This window comes from Nocardioides pini (genome assembly GCF_026712185.1).
Classification (GTDB): domain Bacteria; phylum Actinomycetota; class Actinomycetes; order Propionibacteriales; family Nocardioidaceae; genus Nocardioides; species Nocardioides pini.
Genome location: NZ_JAPPUX010000010.1, coordinates 13,104 through 32,277 on the forward strand (window position 1 = coordinate 13,104; position 19,174 = coordinate 32,277).

Annotated in this window: 15 protein-coding genes; 13 read left to right on the top strand and 2 right to left on the bottom strand. The window is 73.2% G+C overall.

Going from position 1 to position 19,174, the window contains the following annotated elements; genetic code table 11:
- Positions 1–47 precede the first annotated feature (47 nt).
- From NYO98_RS21720 to pheT, 4 genes are all read left to right on the top strand, one after another.
- Positions 48–770, top strand: coding sequence for a response regulator transcription factor (locus tag NYO98_RS21720; RefSeq protein ID WP_268113999.1), 723 nt, complete (start codon positions 48–50; stop codon positions 768–770).
- Complete coding sequence (locus NYO98_RS21725) at positions 767–3,400, top strand: DUF4153 domain-containing protein (protein WP_268114001.1); 2,634 nt, start codon at positions 767–769, stop codon at positions 3,398–3,400. Before NYO98_RS21720 ends, NYO98_RS21725 begins: the two co-directional genes overlap by 4 nt.
- 155 nt (positions 3,401–3,555) lie before the next feature.
- Positions 3,556–4,653, top strand: a complete 1,098-nt coding sequence (pheS, locus tag NYO98_RS21730) for a phenylalanine--tRNA ligase subunit alpha (protein WP_268114002.1) — start codon at positions 3,556–3,558, stop codon at positions 4,651–4,653.
- 17 nt (positions 4,654–4,670) lie between these two features.
- Positions 4,671–7,157 carry a phenylalanine--tRNA ligase subunit beta gene (gene pheT, locus NYO98_RS21735; protein ID WP_268114003.1) on the top strand — a complete coding sequence of 829 codons (2,487 nt, stop codon included), beginning with the start codon at positions 4,671–4,673 and terminating at the stop codon, positions 7,155–7,157.
- A 75-nt stretch (positions 7,158–7,232) separates the two neighbouring features.
- Here the strand turns inward: pheT and NYO98_RS21740 are convergent, their stop codons facing one another.
- Positions 7,233–8,609, bottom strand: a complete 1,377-nt coding sequence (locus NYO98_RS21740; protein ID WP_268114004.1) for a calcium-binding protein — start codon at positions 8,607–8,609, stop codon at positions 7,233–7,235.
- Between the two features lie 70 nt (positions 8,610–8,679).
- Complete coding sequence (locus NYO98_RS21745; RefSeq protein ID WP_268114005.1) at positions 8,680–9,495, bottom strand: maleylpyruvate isomerase N-terminal domain-containing protein; 816 nt, start codon at positions 9,493–9,495, stop codon at positions 8,680–8,682.
- A gap of 92 nt (positions 9,496–9,587) precedes the next feature.
- On the opposite strand from NYO98_RS21745, the gene argC reads away from it, so the two are divergent.
- The 9 genes from argC to NYO98_RS21790 are packed head-to-tail and all read left to right on the top strand — an operon-like array spanning position 9,588 to position 18,821.
- Positions 9,588–10,616, top strand: a complete 1,029-nt coding sequence (gene argC, locus NYO98_RS21750; RefSeq protein ID WP_326494470.1) for an N-acetyl-gamma-glutamyl-phosphate reductase — start codon at positions 9,588–9,590, stop codon at positions 10,614–10,616.
- Positions 10,616–11,767: a bifunctional glutamate N-acetyltransferase/amino-acid acetyltransferase ArgJ gene (gene argJ / locus NYO98_RS21755; RefSeq protein ID WP_268114007.1), complete on the top strand. Its 1,152-nt coding sequence runs from the start codon at positions 10,616–10,618 to the stop codon at positions 11,765–11,767. The genes argC and argJ overlap by 1 nt, the downstream gene beginning before the upstream one ends.
- Positions 11,764–12,714 (top strand): acetylglutamate kinase, encoded by a 951-nt coding sequence (gene argB / locus NYO98_RS21760; protein ID WP_268114008.1) that lies wholly within the window; start codon positions 11,764–11,766, stop codon positions 12,712–12,714. Before argJ ends, argB begins: the two co-directional genes overlap by 4 nt.
- Positions 12,711–13,901 carry an acetylornithine transaminase gene (locus NYO98_RS21765; protein WP_268114009.1) on the top strand — a complete coding sequence of 397 codons (1,191 nt, stop codon included), beginning with the start codon at positions 12,711–12,713 and terminating at the stop codon, positions 13,899–13,901. Before argB ends, NYO98_RS21765 begins: the two co-directional genes overlap by 4 nt.
- Positions 13,898–14,824, top strand: a complete 927-nt coding sequence (argF, locus tag NYO98_RS21770; protein WP_268114010.1) for an ornithine carbamoyltransferase — start codon at positions 13,898–13,900, stop codon at positions 14,822–14,824. Before NYO98_RS21765 ends, argF begins: the two co-directional genes overlap by 4 nt.
- A complete protein-coding gene (locus NYO98_RS21775; RefSeq protein WP_268114011.1) occupies positions 14,821–15,396 on the top strand; it encodes an arginine repressor in 576 nt (191 codons plus the stop codon). Before argF ends, NYO98_RS21775 begins: the two co-directional genes overlap by 4 nt.
- Positions 15,393–16,823 carry an argininosuccinate synthase gene (gene argG, locus NYO98_RS21780; RefSeq protein ID WP_268114012.1) on the top strand — a complete coding sequence of 477 codons (1,431 nt, stop codon included), beginning with the start codon at positions 15,393–15,395 and terminating at the stop codon, positions 16,821–16,823. The genes NYO98_RS21775 and argG overlap by 4 nt, the downstream gene beginning before the upstream one ends.
- Positions 16,823–18,271: an argininosuccinate lyase gene (argH, locus tag NYO98_RS21785; RefSeq protein ID WP_268114013.1), complete on the top strand. Its 1,449-nt coding sequence runs from the start codon at positions 16,823–16,825 to the stop codon at positions 18,269–18,271. Before argG ends, argH begins: the two co-directional genes overlap by 1 nt.
- Positions 18,255–18,821: a DNA-3-methyladenine glycosylase gene (locus tag NYO98_RS21790; protein ID WP_268114015.1), complete on the top strand. Its 567-nt coding sequence runs from the start codon at positions 18,255–18,257 to the stop codon at positions 18,819–18,821. Before argH ends, NYO98_RS21790 begins: the two co-directional genes overlap by 17 nt.
- Positions 18,822–19,174 lie beyond the last annotated feature (353 nt).

Genomic DNA, 19,174 nt, shown 5'->3' on the forward strand with positions numbered 1-19,174 from the left:
ACGAGTCGTCCCCGCCCTCGACCCATCGGTCCTCCTAGGGTCGTCACATGACGTCCACGACGCCCGCCGCGCCCAGGCCGAGGACCGCCCTGGTGGTGGAGGACGAGCGCGCCATCAACGACGCCCTCGCCCAGCGGCTGCGCGCCGAGGGGTACGCCGTCGAGCAGGCCTTCGACGGCCCGTCCGCCGTCGAGAGGGCCGCCGCCGTGCGGCCCGACGTCGTGCTGCTCGACGTGATGCTCCCGGGGTTCGACGGCCTCGAGGTGTGCCGGCGCATCCAGGCCGCGCGCCCGGTCCCGGTGCTCATGCTGACCGCCCGCGACGACGAGGCCGACGTGCTGGTCGGCCTCGGCGTCGGCGCCGACGACTACCTCACCAAGCCGTTCTCCATGCGCGAGGTCGTCGCCCGGGTCGCCGCCCTCCTGAGGCGCGTCGAGCGCGCGGCCGCCCTCGCTGCCGAGCGACCGGCCGCCATCGAGGTGGGTGCCATCGGCATCGACCCCGGCAGCCGGCGTACGACGGTGGCGGGGGAGGCGGTCCACCTCACGCCGACGGAGTTCGACCTGCTGCTGTGCCTGGCGCGCGAGGCCGGCCAGGTGCTCACCCGCGAGCGGCTGCTGCGCGAGGTGTGGGACTGGGGTGACGCGTGGGGGAGCGCGAGCGCCGCGCGCACGGTCGACAGCCACGTGAAGGCACTCCGGGCCAAGGTCGGCGCCGCGCGGATCCGCACCGTGCACGGCGTCGGCTACGCGCTGGAGGCCCTGTCGTGAGCACGCGGACGTCCACCCCGCTCGACACGGTCTCGAGCCTCAAGGTGAAGCTCGGGCTGCTCGTCGTCGCCTCGGTGGTCGTCGCCGTGCTGCTCAGCCTCCTGGGGTCGGCGGCCAGCGTCTCGCCGCTGCTGGTCCTGCCGGTCAGCGTCGCGCTCGCGCTCGGCGTGACGCAGCTGCTGGCAGCCGGGATGGTGGCCCCGCTCCGGCGGATGACGGAGGTCTCGCGGGCGATGGCGCGCGGCGACTACACCGGGCGGGTGCGCACCTCGGCGACCGACGAGGTCGGCCAGCTCGCCGCGGCGTTCAACCGGATGGCGGAGGACCTCGCGACCGTCGACCGTGAGCGGCGTGACCTCATCGCCACGGTGTCGCACGAGCTGCGCACGCCGCTGACGGCCATGACCGCGATGCTCGAGAACCTGGCCGACGGCGTGGTGCCCGCCGACCCCGAGCACCTGGGCGCCGCGCTCGACGAGGCCGAGCGCCTGGCGCGGCTCGTCGACGACCTGCTGCAGCTGTCCCGGCTCGAGGCCGGGGTGGTGGAGCTCGACCGGGTGCCTGTCGGCCTGCGGTCGCTGGTCGAGGAGTCCGTCGCGCAGGTCGGCGCCGCCGGACGCACCGGCAGGTTCGACGTCACCGTGCCCGCGGACCTCGAGGTCGAGGCCGACCAGGATCGGCTGCGCCAGCTGCTCGTCAACGTCCTCGACAACGCCGGGCGACACGCACCGTCCGGGACCGCCGTACGCGTCACGGCGGGCACGGGCGAAGGTACGGACGGAGGTCGCTGGTGGCTCGAGGTCGCCGACGACGGCGGCGGCGTCGCGCCGCAGGAGCGCGAGCGAGTCTTCGAACGGTTCGGGACCGACGGCGGTGGCGGGACCGGGCTCGGCCTCGCGGTCGCGCGCTGGGTCGCGCAGCTGCACGGCGGCACCCTGCGGTTCCTCGACCCCGAGTCGGGCCGCGGTGCCCGGCTGCGGCTCGACGTGCCGACCCGGCCGGAGCACCACGCGCCTGCAGCTGCCGCGGCGGCCACCCGCACGGCGCCTTCCGCGGGCGCGGCAGCGTCCGTCGCGGCACCGCCCGTCCCGGCCCCGGCCAGGCAGCCCGAGCTCGCGAACCTCTTCGGCAAGTTCTGGCCCGAGCCGAGCCTGCCTTCTGGCCTGCGCACCGTCGTCGCGTCAGCCGTCGCGGGACTGGTCGCCGGCATCGCCCTGTCGTTCACCGCGGTGGGCATCACCTGGACGCTCGTCGCCGTGACGTGCGGCGCCGCGGCGCTCCTGACCGCGCGCCGCCGTCGCGAGCCGTGGACGCTCGCGTGCGCCGGGCTCGCCCTCCTGCTCGTGCTGCCGATGACGCTCCTGGACGCCTGGTGGATCGCGATGCTCTGCCTCGTCGCGGCGGCGGCGGTGTTCCTGTGCGGGGTGACCGGCGCGCGGACGCTTCCCGGCATCCTGCTCTCGGGGGCCTCGTGGCCGCTCGCGTCCGTGCGGGGCCTGCCGTGGTTCGGCCGGTCGCTGCGGATCGCCGGCTCGAGCTCCCGCACCCCGGCGTTCGTGCGCACGGCGTTCTGGTCGCTGCTCGGCCTCGGCGTCTTCGGCACGATCTTCGCCAGCGCCAACGAGGTCTTCGGGTCGTGGGTCGACGAGCTCGTGCCCAACCTGACCTTCAACGACCTCGTCGGCCGGGCCTTCCTCGCCTGCTTCGTCTTCGCTGCCACGCTCGGCGCGGCGTACCTCGCCCTCAACCCCTCAGACGTCGAGACGATGGGCGACCGGCGACCCACGCCCCTGGCGAACCGGTTCGAGTGGCTGGTCCCGGTGCTGGTGGTCGACGCCGTCTTCATCGCCTTCATCGCCGCCCAGGCCCGCGCGCTCGTCGGCGGCCGCGACTACATCGAGGAGAACACCTCCGCACTGACCTACGCCGACTACGTCCACCAGGGCTTCGGCCAGCTCACCCTCGCGACGGCGTTGACCGTGCTCGTGGTGTGGCTCGCCGCCCGACGCGCCGGCCGCGGCGCGGAGGACCGGCGCTGGCTGCTCGGCTCGCTCGGCCTGCTCTGCGGGCTCACGCTGGTCGTCGTGGCGTCGGCCCTGCGCGGGATGGCGGTCTACCAGGACGCCTACGGCTTCACGACCCTGCGCCTGTTCGTCGACGTCTTCGAGGGCTGGCTGGGCTTCGTGGTCCTCGCGATCATGGTGGCCGGGCTGCTCGGGCGCGCCCGCTGGCTGCCCCGGGTCGCCCTCGTCTCCGGGGCCGTGGCCCTCCTCGGGCTGGCGGCGGTCAACCCCGACGCCTGGGTGGCCGAGCAGAACCTCGACCGCTTCGAGGCCACCGGCGACGTCGACCTGCGCTACCTGGAGACCCTCTCGGCCGACGCGGTGCCCGCCATCGCGGACCGGCTCCCGCGCGAGGTGGCCCGCTGCGTGCTGCGGTACATGCCGTACGACGAGATGCGCGCGGAGGCCCTCGACGACCCGCGCGCGTGGAACCTCGGCCGGAGCCGCGCCGAGGGCCCGCTCACCGACCTCGGCCTGCTGCCGGCCGACCAGCCCACGCCGTCCGGCGCCGGGACGGCTGGTCCGGGTGACGAGTGCGCTGCCGTCTGGGCGGCGTACGAGGAGTAGCATCGCGGCCGTGGACACGAGCCTGCGATTTCTCAGCCCCGGACCTGGTCCGTCGGGCAGCTGACGTCACCGGGTCCGGGGAGTCCCCGTCCGACCCGACGCTCACCCACTTCTAGAATCTGCGGCGAACTGCTGTCGCCGCGCGAAAGGGAGCCATGTCCGGCCCCAACACCGACTACGACCCCGTCGAAGTGACCCCGCTCAAGGCCGACCAGGTCGAGGCGATGCGTGAGGCGGCGCTCGCCGCGATCGCAGACGCCGCCGACCTCGACGCCCTGAAGCAGGTCCGGCTCGACCACGCCGGCGACCGCTCGCCCCTCGCCCTGGCCAACCGCGAGATCGGGGCCCTGCCGCCCCAGGCGCGCAAGGAGGCCGGCCAGCGCGTCGGCCAGGCCCGCGGTGCCGTCAACCAGGCGCTCGCCGCCCGCCAGGCCGTCCTCGAGGCCGAGCACGAGGAGCGCATGCTGGCCGAGGAGACCGTCGACGTCTCCCTGCCGACGACCCGCCGCCGCCGCGGCGGCCGGCACCCGCTGACCCTGCAGTCCGAGCTCATCGCCGACCTCTTCGTGGCCATGGGCTACGAGGTGGCCGAGGGCCCGGTCGTCGAGGCCGAGTGGCTCAACTTCGACGCGCTCAACCTCGGGCCCGACCACCCCGCGCGCACGATGCAGGACACCTTCTGGACCGAGCCGGCCGACGACCACGTCGTGCTGCGCACCCAGACCTCACCGGTCCAGGCGCGCACGATGCTGACCCGGAAGCCGCCCATCTACGTCGTCTGCCCCGGCCGGGTGTTCCGCACCGACGAGTACGACGCCACGCACTCGCCGATGTTCCACCAGGTCGAGGGCCTCGTGGTCGACGAGGGCATCACCATGGCGCACCTCAAGGGCACGCTCGACCACTTCGCGTCCCAGCTGTTCGGTGACGGGATCACCACGCGGTTCCGGCCGTCCTACTTCCCCTTCACCGAGCCGTCGGCCGAGGTCGACGTCCTGTGCTTCGTCTGCCGCAACGTCGAGCCGCAGTCGTGCCGCACCTGTCGCGGCGAGGGCTGGATCGAGTGGGGCGGATGCGGCGTGGTCAACCCGCGCGTGCTCGTCGCCTGCGGCGTCGATCCCGAGGTCTACAGCGGCTTCGCCTTCGGCATGGGCATCGACCGGTCGTTCATGTTCCGCCACGACCTGGAGGACCTGCGTCCGCTCTTCGAGGGCGACGTCCGGTTCAGCAGCGCGTTCGGCACCGAGATCTGAGAGGGGAGGACCAAACGATGAAGGCACCCCTGTCCTGGATCCTGGACCTCGTCGACGTACCCGCCGGCACCACCACCGAGGAGATCACCGATCGGCTCACGCTGACCGGGCTCAAGCTCGAGGCGATCGTCAGCCCGGGCCGCGAGATCACCGGCCCGCTGGTGATCGGCCGCGTCCTCACGATGGAGCCGGAGCCGCAGAAGAACGGCAAGACCATCAACTGGTGCACCGTCGACGTCGGTGACGCCAACGGCACCGGCGAGCCCCAGGGCATCGTCTGCGGTGCCCACAACTTTGCGCCCGGCGACCTCGTCGTCACCGTGCTCCCCGGCGGTGTGCTCCCGGGCGGCTTCGAGATCGGCGCCCGCAAGACCTACGGGCACCTGTCCGCCGGCATGATCTGCTCGGCCCGCGAGCTCGGCCTCGGCGAGGACCACGACGGCATCATCGTGCTCCCGCCCGACGCCGGCGAGCCCGGCCAGGACGCGCGTCCCGTGCTCGGCCTCGACGAGGAGACGATCGAGTTCGAGGTCAACCCCGACCGCGCCTACGCGCTGTCCCTGCGCGGCATCGCCCGCGAGGTGCTCGTCTCCGTGGAGGGCGCGAGCGGCTTCCGCGACCCGGCGGTCCGCGACACCCCTGCGGCCAACGACCAGGGCCACCCCGTGGTCGTCGAGGACGCCGAGGGCTGCCCGGTGTTCGTCGCGCGGAGGGTCGACGGCTTCGACCCCGCCGCACCGACGCCGGACTTCATGGTCCAGCGCATCACGGCCGCGGGGATGCGACCCATCTCGCTGGCGGTGGACGTCACCAACTACGTGATGCTGGAGACCGGCCGGCCGATCCACGGCTACGACGCCGACCGGCTGCGGGGCGCGATCGTCGTACGCCGGGCGCGGGAGGGCGAGAAGCTCACCACCCTCGACGGGACGGCCCGCACCCTCGACCCGGGCGACCTCGTGGTCACCGACGACTCCGGCATCATCGGGCTCGGCGGAGTGATGGGCGGGGAGACCACCGAGATCTCCGACACCACCACGTCGGTCCTCGTCGAGGCGGCCCACTGGGACGCCGTGTCGATGTTCCGCACCGGGCGCCGCCACAAGATCACCTCCGAGGCCGGCAAGCGCAACGAGCGCGGCGTCGACCCCACGATCTGCGAGGCGGCCGCCGACCGCGTCGTCGAGCTCCTCGTCGAGCACGGCGGCGGCACGGCCCACCCGGGCGTCACCGTCGTCGGCACCCCTCCGGCGATGCCGGTCGTCGAGGTCGCGGGCGACCTCGCCGCCCGCGTGTCCGGGATGTCGATCACCGAGGAGCAGTCGGTCGAGTGCCTGCGCGCCGTCGGCTGCGAGGTCAGCGGCTCCGGCATCCTGTCGGTCACCCCGCCCCCGTGGCGCCCCGACCTCACCGACGCCCAGGACTTCTCCGAGGAGGTCATCCGGCTCGTCGGCTACGACAAGGTGCCGTCGGTCCTGCCGACGCCGCCGTCGGGTCGTGGCCTGACCCGCGCGCAGCAGCTGCGACGCCGGGTCGGACGCACGCTCGCCGGCGAGGGCTACGTGGAGGTGGTGACCTTCCCGTTCGTCGGTGAGGCCGACCTCGACGCGCTGGGCCTGCCGGCAGACGACCCGCGCCGCGACCTGCTGCGGCTGTCCAACCCGCTCAACGCCGAAGCGGCCTTCATGACCTCGACCCTCCTGCCCGGCCTGCTGCGCACGGCCGGCAAGAACGTCGGGCACGGCACGACCGACGTCGCGATCTTCGAGACCGCCACCGTCACGCTGCCGCACCACGCCGGACCGGCGCCGATCCTGCCGGTCGACCGCCGCCCGAGCGAGGCGGAGCTCGAGGCCCTCGACGCGGCCCTGCCGGCCCAACCGCTCCACCTCGCGCTCGTCGGCACGGGTGACGCGGTGTCCGGCGGCTGGTGGGGCGAGGCGCGGCCGGTCTCGTGGGCCGACGCCGTCGAGGCGGTGCGCGCCGTCGCGGCCGCGCTGGGTCTCGAGGTCAGCGCCTCCGCCGTCGAGCTCGCGCCGTGGCACCCGGGCCGCTGCGCCGAGCTCTCGGTCGACGGCGAGGTCGTCGGCCACGCCGGCGAGGTGCACCCCACGGTGTGCCAGGCGTTCGGCCTGCCGAAGCGGACCGTCGCCGCGGAGGTCGACCTCGACCTGCTGATCGCGCGGGCGGTGCACCTGCGGTCGGCGCCGACCTTCTCGTCGTACCCGGTCGCCAAGGAGGACGTCGCGCTGGTCGTCGACGCCACGGTCCCGGCCGCCGACGTCGAGGCCGCGCTGCGCGAGGGTGCCGGTGAGCTGCTCGAGTCGATCCGGCTCTTCGACGTCTACACCGGCGACCAGGTCGGCGAGGGCAGGAAGTCCCTCGCCTACGCCCTGCGCTTCCGCGCGCTCGACCGGACCCTGAAGGAGGGCGAGGCGGCAGCGGCCCGCGACGCCGCCGTCGCCCTCGCCGCCGAGCGCACCGGGGCCGTCCAGCGCGCCTGAGCCGCGCCCCGTCCGACGCCGACTGGCCCTTGAGTCTCCAGGAGACTCAAGGGCCAGTGCGCGTGCTGCTGCAGGTCAGCGGCGCTCGCAGGAGCGACGGACCTCCGCCACGCAGCCGTCCCGACCCTTCTGGCCGTCCGCCCGGTCCCGCCCGGTCCCGCCCAGCAACGTGTCGTCGTCCTTGCCGCCGAACAGGCGGTCCCGGCCGGCACCACCGAGCACGACGTCGTCGCCGCCGTTGCCGCGGACCAGGTCGTGACCCGGTCCGCCGACGAGCCGGTCGGCGAGGTGTCCGCCGCGGAGCTCGTCGTCCCCGCCCCCGCCCCGGACCACCGCGGGACGCGGGTTGCGGCCGGCGCCGCCCGACCCGATGGTCGTCAGGACGTCGGCGCCACCGCGACCGTCGAGACGGATCCGCGTGCGACCGCCGACCTTGATGACGTCGGGGCCGTTGCTCCCGACCACGTCGAGCTCGTCGGCGAGCACGACGGACTTCTCCCACACGTCGATCGTCGAGGAGTAGGTGACGGTCCCACGACGACGGACCTCGCAGTCGTACGTCGAGCCCAGGCGGACCTCCGCGACCGCACACCAGCCGCCACCGTGAAGCATGTCGCGCCCCGGCCCGCCGATCATGGACCCGCCGGCGGAGTCCGAGAGGTCGAGGCGGTCGTCACCGCCGGCCAGGTCGACGTCCAGGCGCCGGTCCGGGTCGGAGGGGACGCTGCTGCTGCCGTCGTCGGTGCTGACCTCGGGCCAGTAGGTCACGCGCTCGTCGGCGTCGGTGCCGGTGAAGGTCGTCCGAAGGTTCGGGAACGTCAGCTCGTAGTCCCCCACGGCGCCCGACCACCTCAGTACCGCGGACCCCCCGGCGGTCACGGTCCCGCTCGGGGCGTCGATCGCGACGTCGCCCACCCAGCCCTCCACCAGGCTCAGGCGGTTGTCGCCGGCTCCGAGGTCCAGGGAGCCACCGACCTGCTGCCCGGCCCACTCGACCCGGTCGTCGCCCGTGCCGGTGGCGACCACGTCGGGATTGGCGGCGCCCAGCGCCTCCGAGCCGGTGGCCACGTAGTCGTTGCCGTCACCGGAGTCGATCACGTCGCGCTCCATGTCTGTGGTGTCCCCGCTGAGCAGGACGGTCACGTCGCGGCGGCCGGAGGTCGTCTCGTTGTGGACCACGTCGTCTCCGGGACCGGTGTCGAGGTACAGGTACCGCCTCACGGGGTCGTCAGCGGTCAGTCGGATGCACACGACGTCGTTGCCGGCACCGGTGCTCACGGACTTCTGTCCCGGCCCGACGACCATCACGTCGTCGCCGTCCGTGCCGGTGTCACCCTGAGTGGTCACCGCCCTGCCCTGGCAGGTGGCCGGTTCCGCTCCGGCCGGCGCCGCCGGGACCAGGGCGGCGAGCGTGAGGGTGGACAGGACGGCGGCGACAGACCGGTAGTACATGCGATGACCTCCGAGACGAGCATGGTGCGTACGCCTCGGGAGACGCACCGGCGGCCGCCTTGGTTGCCGGTCAGTTGATCGGGGACTCCACGATCGCGGTGAACCGCTCCAGCACGTCCCGGTCACCGGCGGCCGAGACCTCGTCGTCGCCGCCGCGGTTCCACAACCACAGGTCGAGCGCCGCGGCCGGACCGTCGACCACGACGTCGGGCTCGGTGTGGGCGTCCTCCGGTGCGGGCACGACGTGGAAGTCCTCCTCGTCGGCATAGGTGGTGCCGCTGTCCGGGTCGGTGCCCGAGAACACTCCGAACTGCAGCCAGAACGACTCCCCGGTGTCGGTGACGTCGACGCGCACCGTGCCCTCGCCGGCCTCCCACGAGCCCCACGGCGGCATGCCGCCGTACATCACGTCGAGGCACTCGTGCACGCCGTCGGCGGCCAGCCGCGGGTCGAGCTCGGTCGTGGCACGGGCCGCCTGCTCGGCGTCGACGCGGTGCACCAGCGCCTCGTGCGCCTGCCGCCGCAGGATGAACCCGACGGTGTGGTCGTCGGACCAGTTCCAGGCCTCCTCCCGCGGGTCGGCGCCGTCCAGCGCCGCGACCAGGCCGGCGGACCACTCGTCGTAGGTGCGCAGGAGGTCGTCGTACGCCTCGGGGCGTGGCGGGTCGATCTCCTCGGGGCGCTCGGGCCTGGCCGTCAGCACCTCGGCCCACCACCGTTGCACCGTGGCGAGGTGCCACAGCAGGTCGGCGGCGTCCCAGTCGGGACAGGCCGGGACGCGGGCAGCCGGGTCGCAGTCGGCCAGCACGTCGCGGAAACGGGCGGACTCGGTGCGCAGGTGGTCGAGGTAGACGTCGGGGGACAAGCGCGTCGGGAGTGAGGTCACCCGTGCACCGTAGGGGACACCGCGGACGTCGCGCGCGGGCGGCTGCGGACCCCGGCGCATCGGAACATGCAATGCAATGTATAGTCATGCACATGACCGCATCAGTCGCCGTCGCCGGAGCCAGCGGGTACGCCGGGGGAGAGGTCCTGCGCCTGCTCCTGGGCCACCCGGGCGTCGAGGTCGGTGCCGTGACGGCCGGTTCGAACGCGGGCGAGCGGCTCGGCCCGCTGCAGCCGCACCTGCTGCCGCTCGCGGACCGGGTGCTGGCCGAGACTACCGTCGACACGCTGTCCGGGCACGACGTCGTGGTGCTGGGCCTGCCCCACGGCCAGTCCGCCGGGATCGCGCAGGCGCTCGGCGACGACACGGTCGTCATCGACTGCGGCGCCGACTTCCGGCTCACGGACCCGGGGGAGTGGCAGGCGTTCTACGGCGGGGAGCACGCCGGCTCGTGGCCCTACGGCCTTCCCGAGCTGCCCGGCCAGCGCGAGGTGCTCCGCGGTGCGCGGCGGATCGCCGTGCCGGGCTGCTACCCGACCGTCTCGACCCTGGCGGCGGTCCCGGCGCTCGCGGCCGGTCTCGTCGAGCCCGACGTCACCGTCGTCGCCGCGTCCGGCACCAGCGGCGCCGGCAAGGCTGCCAAGCCGCACCTGCTCGGCAGCGAGGTGATGGGCAACGCCAGCGCCTACGGGGTCGGCGGCACCCACCGCCACACGCCCGAGATCGTCCAGAACCTCAGCGGCGTCCACGGCTCCACGGTGCAGGTCGGCTTCACCCCGCTCCTGGTGCCGATGTCGCGCGGCATCCTCGCGACCGTCCAGGCGCCCCTGCTCGACGGGGTCACCCCGGAGCAGGTCCGCGACGCGTACGCCGCGGCGTACGACACCGAGCCCTTCGTGCACCTGCTCCCCGAGGGGCAGTGGCCGCAGACGCAGTCGGTCCTCGGCTCCAACGCCGTCCAGGTCCAGGTGGCGGTCGACGAGCGGGTACGACGACTCGTGGCGGTGGCCGTGGTGGACAACCTCGCCAAGGGCACCGCCGGCGCCGCCGTCCAGTGCATGAACCTCGCCCTGGGCCTCGACGAGGCCGCCGGGCTCACCACGATCGGAATCGCACCGTAATGAGCGTCACCCACCCCAGCGGCTTCACCGCCGCCGGCGTCGCGGCCGGACTCAAGTCCACCGGCGCCAAGGACCTTGCCCTCGTCGTCAACCAGGGCCCGACCTACGACTCCGCCACCGTCTTCACCGCCAACCGCTGCAAGGCCAACCCCGTGCTGTGGAGCCAGGAGGTCGTCAAGGACGGCACCGTCAAGGCGGTCGTGCTCAACTCCGGCGGTGCCAACTGCTACACCGGCCCCGAGGGCTTCCAGACCACCCACGCGGTGGCCGAGAAGGTCGCCGAGGGTCTCGGCATCGGTGCCGTCGACGTCGTCGTCTGCTCCACCGGCCTCATCGGCCTCGCCAACGACCGCGACGACCTGCTGGCGGGCGTCGAGGTGGCCACCGCGGCGCTGTCCGCGGACGGAGGGGCCGCCGCCGCCGAGGCGATCATGACCACCGACTCGGTCAGCAAGAACACCGTCGTCGAGGGCGCCGGTTGGTCGATCGGCGGCATGGCGAAGGGCGCCGGCATGCTGGCGCCGCAGCTCGCCACGATGCTGGTCGTCATCACGACCGACGCCGTGGTGCCGGCCGCGGACCTCGACGCCGCGCTCCGTGCCGCCACCCGGGTCAGCTTCGACCGGCTCGACTCCGACGGCTGCATGTCCACCAACGACACCGTCACCGTCATGGCCAGCGGCGCCAGCGGCATCACGCCCACGCCCGAGGACTTCACGGCCGCGCTCACGCAGGCGTGCACCGACCTCGCGATGCAGCTGCTCAAGGACGCCGAGGGTGCCGACCACGAGATCGCCATCACCACGCTCCACGCCGCCTCGGAGGAGGAGGCCGTGGAGGTGAGCCGCAGCGTGGCCCGCAGCAACCTCTTCAAGGCCGCGGTGTTCGGCAACGACCCCAACTGGGGGCGGGTGCTCGCCTCCATCGGCACCACGCAGGCCCGCTTCGACCCCGCCGACCTCGACGTCGCGATGAACGGCGTCTGGGTCTGCCGGCAGTCCACCCCGGCCGAGGACCCGGCGAGCGTCGACCTCACCGGCCGCGAGGTCAGCGTGACCATCGACCTCAAGTCCGGCGACGCCCGCGCCACCGTCTGGACCAACGACCTCACCCACGCCTACGTCCACGAGAACAGCGCCTACAGCTCATGACCCAGCCGACCCCCGAGACCGTCCAGAACCCGCGCCGGCCCGACCCGGCCAAGGCCCGCACGCTGGCCGCGGCCCTCCCGTGGCTCAAGCGCTACCACGGCCGCACGATCGTCGTGAAGTACGGCGGCAACGCGATGACCGACGACGCCCTGAAGGTCGCCTTCGCCGAGGACATCGCGTTCCTGCGCTTCGCCGGGTTCAAGCCCGTCGTCGTCCACGGCGGCGGGCCGCAGATCTCCCGGATGCTCGACAAGCTGGGCATCCGGTCCGAGTTCCGCGGGGGGCTGCGGGTGACCACGCCCGAGGCGATGGACGTCGTCCGGATGGTGCTCGTCGGCCAGGTGCAGCGCGAGCTCGTCGGGCTGATCAACCAGCACGGTGCGCTCGCGGTCGGCCTGTCGGGGGAGGACGCCGGGCTCTTCCGCGCCGTCCCCACCAGCACGGTCGTCGACGGCGCCGAGGTCGACCTCGGCCTCGTCGGCGAGGTCGCCGAGGTGCGGCCGGAGGCGGTCCTGGACCTCATCGAGGCGGGCCGCGTGCCCGTGGTCAGCTCGGTCGCGCCCGACGTCGACGGCCAGGTGCACAACGTCAACGCCGACACTGCAGCCGCGGCCCTCGCGGTGGCGCTCGGCGCCGAGAAGCTGCTGGTCCTCACCGACGTCGAGGGCCTCTACCGCGACTACGGCAACTCCGACGACCTCATCCAGGAGATCAGCCCGGAGGCGCTCGGCGAGATGCTGCCGTCCCTCGACGCGGGCATGGTCCCCAAGATGCGGGCCTGCTACGAGGCCGTCACCGGCGGGGTGCCGCGCGCCACCGTCGTCGACGGCCGCGAGCCCCACTCCGTCCTCCTCGAGATCTTCACCGACGAGGGCGTCGGCACCCAGGTGCTCCCCGGCGTCCCCACGCGCATGCGCAAGCCCTACCCGACGGAGGACGAGGCATGAGCATCCAGGACCGCTACGCCGGCGCCGTGATGAACACCTTCGGCCCGCCCGCGCTCGCGCTCGTCCGCGGCGAGGGTGCGCACGTGTGGGACGCCGACGGCAAGGAGTACGTCGACCTGCTCGGCGGCATCGCCGTCAACGCCCTCGGGCACGCCCACCCCGCCCTCGTCGAGGCCGTCACCACGCAGCTGCGGACGCTCGGCCACGTGTCCAACTTCTTCGCCACCGAGCCCCAGGTCGCCCTCGCCGAGCGGCTGGTCGGCCTCCTCGGCTGGTCCGACGACGCCCGCGTCTTCTTCAGCAACTCCGGGGCTGAGGCCAACGAGGCGGCCCTGAAGCTCACCCGCCGCACCGGCCGCACCCGGCTCGTCGCCGCCGAGGGATCCTTCCACGGCCGCACGATGGGCGCACTGGCGCTCACGTCGAAGGCCGCATACCGCGAGCCGTTCGAGCCCCTGCCCGGCGAGGTGACCTTCGTGCCGTACGACGACGTCCCCGCCCTCGAGGCCGCCGTCGACGACACCGTCGCCGCGGTCGTCCTCGAGCCGATCCAGGGGGAGGCCGGTGTCGTCGTGCCGTCCGGCGACTACCTCGCCGCGGCCCAGCGGATCGCGCACGACCACGGCGCGCTGCTGTGGCTCGACGAGGTGCAGACCGGCGTCGCCCGCACCGGCGCGTGGTTCGCCCACCAGCTGGTCGACGGCGTGCGGCCCGACGTGGTCACCCTCGCCAAGGGCCTCGGCGGTGGCATCCCGATCGGCGCCACCGTCGCCCGTGGGGCGGCCGCGACGCTGCTCCAGCCCGGCAACCACGGCACCACCTTCGGCGGCAACCCCGTCGCGACGGCCGCCGCCCTCGCCGTCCTCGACACCATCGAGGCCGACGGCCTGATGGAGGCCGCCGTCACCCGGGGCGCCCAGCTCGAGGCGCTCCTGCGCGAGCAGTCGGGCGTGGTCGAGGTGACCGGCGCCGGGCTGATGCGCGGCGCCGAGCTCGACGGCCCGTACGCCACCCAGGCGGTGGCGACCGGGCGGGACGCCGGCTTCATCCTCAACGCCACCGGTCCGACCCGGCTGCGGTTCGTGCCGCCGCTGGTGGTCACGGCCGACGACCTCGACGCCCTCGGCGCGGCCCTGCCCGCCGTCCTCGACGCCGCCCGCGCGGCAGCACAGGAGTCCACCTCATGACCCGCCACTTCCTGCGTGACGACGACCTCTCACCAGCAGAGCTGCTCGAGGTCCTCGACCTGGCCGACCGGATGAAGGCCGAGCCGTTCGACCACAAGCCGCTCGCCGGCCCCCGGACCGTCGCCCTCGTCTTCGACCGCCCGACCCTGCGCACCCAGGTGTCCTTCGCCGCTGGGATCGCCGAGCTCGGCGGCAACCCCATGACCGTCGACGGTGGCCTCGCCGCGATGGGGTCGCGCGAGGGCGTCGAGGACGTCGCCCGCGTCCTCGGCCGCCAGGCCGCGGCCGTCGTGTGGCGCACCGCGCACCAGGACGACGTGGTCACCATGGCGGCGTACGCCGACGTCCCCGTGCTCAACGCGCTCACCGACGAGTTCCACCCCTGCCAGCTCCTCGCCGACCTGCAGACGGTGCGCGAGCACAAGGGCCGGCTGGCCGGGGTCCGGGTCGCCTTCGTCGGCGACGGGGCGTGCAACATGGGCAACTCGTGGGTCCTCGCGGGGGCCTCCGCCGGTATGCACGTCGTCGTCGGCGCCCCCGAGGGCTTCACGCCCGACGCCCACGTCGTGGCGCGTGCGCGCGAGATCGCCGAGGGCACCGGGGGCTCGATCGAGCTCACCGCCGACCCGGTCGAGGCCGTCACCGGCGCCGACGTCGTGGTCACGGACTCGTGGGTCAGCATGGGCCGCGAGGAGGAGTCCGAGCACCGCATGCGGATCTTCCCGCCCTACGGCGTCACCGACGACCTGCTCTCGCACGCCGCTCCCGACGCGATCGTCATGCACTGCCTGCCGGCCTACCGCGGCAAGGAGATCTCCGAGGAGGTCATCGAGGGCCCGCACTCGATCGTCTGGGACGAGGCGGAGAACCGCCGGCACGCCCAGAAGGCGGTGCTGACCTGGCTGCTGGACCGGTCATCATGACGGCCATGACCCCGCTGACGAAGAGCGCGCGGCACCAGCGGATCATCGACATCGTGTCCGCCCACCCGGTGCGCTCGCAGACCGAGCTCGCCGAGCTGCTGGGCGACCACGGCGTCCGCGTCACCCAGGCCACGCTGAGCCGCGACCTCGTCGAGCTCGACGCGGTGAAGGTGCGCAACACCGACGGCACCCTGGTCTACGCCGTGCCGGGGGAGGGCGGCGACCGCAGCGTCTCCGCTCCGCGCGAGAGCGCCGCCGGTCGCGACCGCCTCGCCCGCCTGTGCGCCGAGCTCCTCGTGAGCGCCGAGGCCAGCGCCAACCTCGTCGTGCTCCGCACGCCGCCCGGTGCCGCGCAGTTCCTGGCCAGCGCCTTCGACAAGGCCGACCTCGGCGACATCCTCGGCACCATCGCGGGCGACGACACCCTGCTCGTCATCGGCCGCGACCCCGCAGGAGGTGACGCCCTCGCCCAGCGGTTCCTCGACCTGGCAAACGACGCGCGCCACGCCTCCTCCCCGAACCCCACCCCGACCACCACCCCGAGCCCCGGCTCTGCAAAGGACTCCCAGTGAGCAAGGTCCTCACCTCCCTCCCGGTCGGCGAGCGCGTCGGCATCGCGTTCTCCGGCGGCCTCGACACCTCGGTGGCGGTCGCCTGGATGCGCGACAAGGGCGCGGTGCCGTGCACCTACACCGCCGACATCGGCCAGTACGACGAGCCCGACATCTCCGGCGTCCCGTCCCGCGCGATGCAGTACGGCGCCGAGCTCGCGCGCGCGGTCGACTGCAAGACCCAGCTCGTCGAGGAGGGCCTCGCCGCCCTGGCCTGCGGCGCGTTCCACGTCCGCTCGGGCGGGCGGGTCTACTTCAACACCACGCCGCTGGGTCGCGCCGTCACCGGCACGATGCTGGTGCGCGCCATGCACGAGGACGGCGTCAACATCTGGGGCGACGGCTCGACCTTCAAGGGCAACGACATCGAGCGGTTCTACCGCTACGGCCTGCTCGCCAACCCCGACCTGCGGATCTACAAGCCGTGGCTGGACGCCGACTTCGTCACCGAGCTGGGCGGTCGTCACGAGATGAGCGCCTGGCTGACCGAGCACGGGCTGCCGTACCGCGACAGCCAGGAGAAGGCGTACTCCACCGACGCCAACATCTGGGGCGCGACCCACGAGGCCAAGACCCTCGAGCACCTCGACGTCTCCCTCGAGACCGTCGACCCGATCATGGGCGCGAAGTTCTGGGACCCGTCCGTCGCGATCGAGGCCGAGGACGTCACGATCCGCTTCGACCAGGGACGCCCGGTCGCGCTCAACGGCCAGCAGTACGACAACCCCGTCGCGCTGGTCCACGAGGCCAACGCGATCGGCGGGCGGCACGGGCTCGGGATGTCCGACCAGATCGAGAACCGCATCATCGAGGCGAAGTCGCGCGGCATCTACGAGGCGCCGGCGATGGCGCTGCTCTTCATCGCCTATGAGCGGCTGGTCAACGCGATCCACAACGAGGACACCGTTGCGCAGTACCACAACGAGGGCCGCAAGCTCGGCCGGCTGCTCTACGAGGGCCGCTGGCTCGACCCGCAGGCCCTCATGATCCGGGAGTCCGTGCAGCGCTGGATCGCCTCCCTCGTCACCGGTGAGGTGACCCTGCGGCTGCGGCGCGGAGAGGACTACTCGATCCTCAGCACGAGCGGCCCGGCGTTCTCCTACCACCCCGACAAGCTGTCGATGGAGCGCACCGAGAACGCCGCCTTCGGGCCCACCGACCGCATCGGCCAGCTCACGATGCGCAACCTCGACATCGCCGACTCGCGCGCCAAGCTCGAGCTGTACGCCGCCCAGCCGCTCGACCAGGGCCAGGTGCTCGTCGAGAACGGCACCCTCTACGGTGCCATCGAGGCCGGCGGCTACGACAAGATCACCGACAACCCGGCCGCCGCGGGGGCCGACGAGTCCGCCCTGGAGCACGCGGCGATGGAGTTCGGGACCGACTGATGCCAGACACACCGACGAGCGGCGGCACGACCAACGAGGGCTCGCTGTGGGGCAGCCGCTTCGCCAGCGGCCCCTCGCCCGAGCTCCAGGAGCTGTCGCGCTCGACGCACTTCGACTGGCAGCTGACGCCCTACGACCTGGCCGGTTCGCGGGCGCACGCCAACGCCCTCCACCGGGCCGGCCTGCTCACCGACGCCGACCACGCCGAGCTGCTCCGCGGGCTGTCGGCGCTGGGGGAGCGGTACGACGCCGGCAATCTGCTGCCAGCGCCCGGCGACGAGGACGTGCACGGCGCCCTCGAGCGGTTGCTGCTCGAGGAGGTCGGCCCCGAGGTGGGCGGCCGGCTCCGGGCGGGGCGCTCGCGCAACGACCAGGTGGCGACCCTGTTCCGGGCCTACCTGCGCGACCACGCGCGCACCATCGCGCGCCTGGTGCTCGACCTGGTCGACGTCCTCGCCGGGCAGGCGGGGGAGCACCTCGCCCCCGGGCAGGAGACGGTGATGCCTGGTCGGACGCACCTCCAGCACGCTCAGCCGGTGCTGCTGTCGCACCACCTGCTGGCGCACGCGTGGCCGCTGCTGCGCGACGTCGATCGGCTGCGCGACTGGGACGCCCGCGTGGCTTGCGACTCGCCGTACGGCTCCGGCGCCCTGGCGGGCCAGACGCTCGGGCTCGATCCCGAGGCGGTCGCGGCAGAGCTGGGGTTCACCGGCTCGTCGGCCAACTCCATCGACGGCACGTCGTCGCGCGACTTCGCCGCCGAGTTCGCCTTCGTCACCGCGCAGGTGGGCGTCGACCTCTCGCGCCTCGCGGAGGAAGTCATCCTCTGGACGACGCGCGAGTTCGACTTCGCGACGCTGCACGACTCCTGGTCGACCGGGTCGAGCATCATGCCGCAGAAGAAGAACCCCGACATCGCCGAGCTCGCCCGCGGCAAGTCCGGCCGGCTCATCGGCAACCTCGCCGGCCTGATGGCCACGCTCAAGGGACTCCCGCTCGCCTACAACCGTGACCTGCAGGAGGACAAGGAGCCGGTCTTCGACTCCGTCCGCACCCTCGAGGTGCTGCTTCCCGCCATGACCGGCATGGTCGCGACGCTCACCTTCAACAGTCCCCGGATGGCCGAGCTCGCGCCGCAGGGCTTCTCGCTCGCGACCGACGTGGCCGAGTGGCTGGTGCGCGAGGGTGTGCCGTTCCGCGACGCCCACGAGCTCGCCGGTGCGTGCGTACGCCGCTGCGAAGAGCTCGGCTGCGACCTGCCCGACCTCACCGACGAGCAGCTCGCCGAGATCTCACCGGCCCTGACGCCCGAGGTCCGCACCGTCCTCAGCGTCGAGGGGTCGGTCGGGTCGCGGTCCGGCCGCGGCGGCACCGCTCCGGACCGCGTCCGGGCGCAGCTGGACGAAGTGCGTACGGCGACCACCGGGCACCGTGAGCGCCTGGGCTGAGGGCGACCCGCTCGAGGTGGCGCCCCGGCTGCTCGGGGCGGTCCTCACCCACGGCGGGGTCTCGGTGCGGCTCACGGAGGTGGAGGCGTACGCCGGCCCGCTGGACCCCGGCTCCCACGCCCACCGCGGGCGGACGCCGCGCAACGCGGTCATGTTCGGTCCTCCCGGTCGGCTCTACGTCTACTTCGTCTACGGCATGCACTACTGCGCCAACCTCGTGACCGGCCCCGACGGCGACCCCGGCGCCGTCCTGCTCCGTGCGGGGGAGGTGGTGGACGGGCTGGAGGTCGCTCGGGGGCGTCGTCCCTCGAGCACCGACCGCGACCTCGCGCGCGGTCCGGCCCGGTTGTGCCGGGTCCTGGGCATCGACCTCGAGCACAACGGGATCCGCCCGGACCTCGCGCCCGGCGAGGCGGTGTCCGACATCAGCACCGGACCGCGGGTCGGGCTGCGCCTCGCGGCCGAGCGCCCGTGGCGGTTCTGGATCACGGGCGACCCCACCGTCAGCACGTACCGTCCGGCCGCCGCGAGACGTCGGACAGGCCGCTGACCTGCGGTTATGCGTGGGGGGCACCCCCGGTTTTGCATGGTCCGGGAGGAGGGTCTAATGTTCTTCCTGTCGCCGCAAGCGGCGCCGCCTCCTGGCCAGAAGGTCAGCTGAAGCGGAGACCAGCTGCGACCACACCGAAGTGCAGATCTCGCGAGTTTGACGGTGAGAGAAGCGCCCGGTAAGTTTCTGCAGGTTGCCCCGCGACCAGACCGGCCCAGCCGGCGAGGATCGGGTGCGTCTGATTCTTGAGAACTCAACAGTGTGTTTGATTAGTCGACGAATTAGTTTGTTATGCCCCGTTGGCATCTGGTGAAGCTTCGTGTGGAGCTGGGTGTCGCGGTTTCTTTGACGAT

Coding starts and splice junctions, on each gene's coding strand:
- NYO98_RS21720 (WP_268113999.1), top strand. CDS start 48: ATGACGTCCACGACGCCCGCCGCGCCCAGGCCGAGGACCGCCCTGGTG.
- pheS (WP_268114002.1), top strand. CDS start 3,556: ATGTCCGGCCCCAACACCGACTACGACCCCGTCGAAGTGACCCCGCTC.
- pheT (WP_268114003.1), top strand. CDS start 4,671: ATGAAGGCACCCCTGTCCTGGATCCTGGACCTCGTCGACGTACCCGCC.
- NYO98_RS21740 (WP_268114004.1), bottom strand. CDS start 8,609: ATGTACTACCGGTCTGTCGCCGCCGTCCTGTCCACCCTCACGCTCGCC.
- argC (WP_326494470.1), top strand. CDS start 9,588: ATGACCGCATCAGTCGCCGTCGCCGGAGCCAGCGGGTACGCCGGGGGA.
- argJ (WP_268114007.1), top strand. CDS start 10,616: ATGAGCGTCACCCACCCCAGCGGCTTCACCGCCGCCGGCGTCGCGGCC.
- argB (WP_268114008.1), top strand. CDS start 11,764: ATGACCCAGCCGACCCCCGAGACCGTCCAGAACCCGCGCCGGCCCGAC.
- NYO98_RS21765 (WP_268114009.1), top strand. CDS start 12,711: ATGAGCATCCAGGACCGCTACGCCGGCGCCGTGATGAACACCTTCGGC.
- argF (WP_268114010.1), top strand. CDS start 13,898: ATGACCCGCCACTTCCTGCGTGACGACGACCTCTCACCAGCAGAGCTG.
- NYO98_RS21775 (WP_268114011.1), top strand. CDS start 14,821: ATGACGGCCATGACCCCGCTGACGAAGAGCGCGCGGCACCAGCGGATC.
- argH (WP_268114013.1), top strand. CDS start 16,823: ATGCCAGACACACCGACGAGCGGCGGCACGACCAACGAGGGCTCGCTG.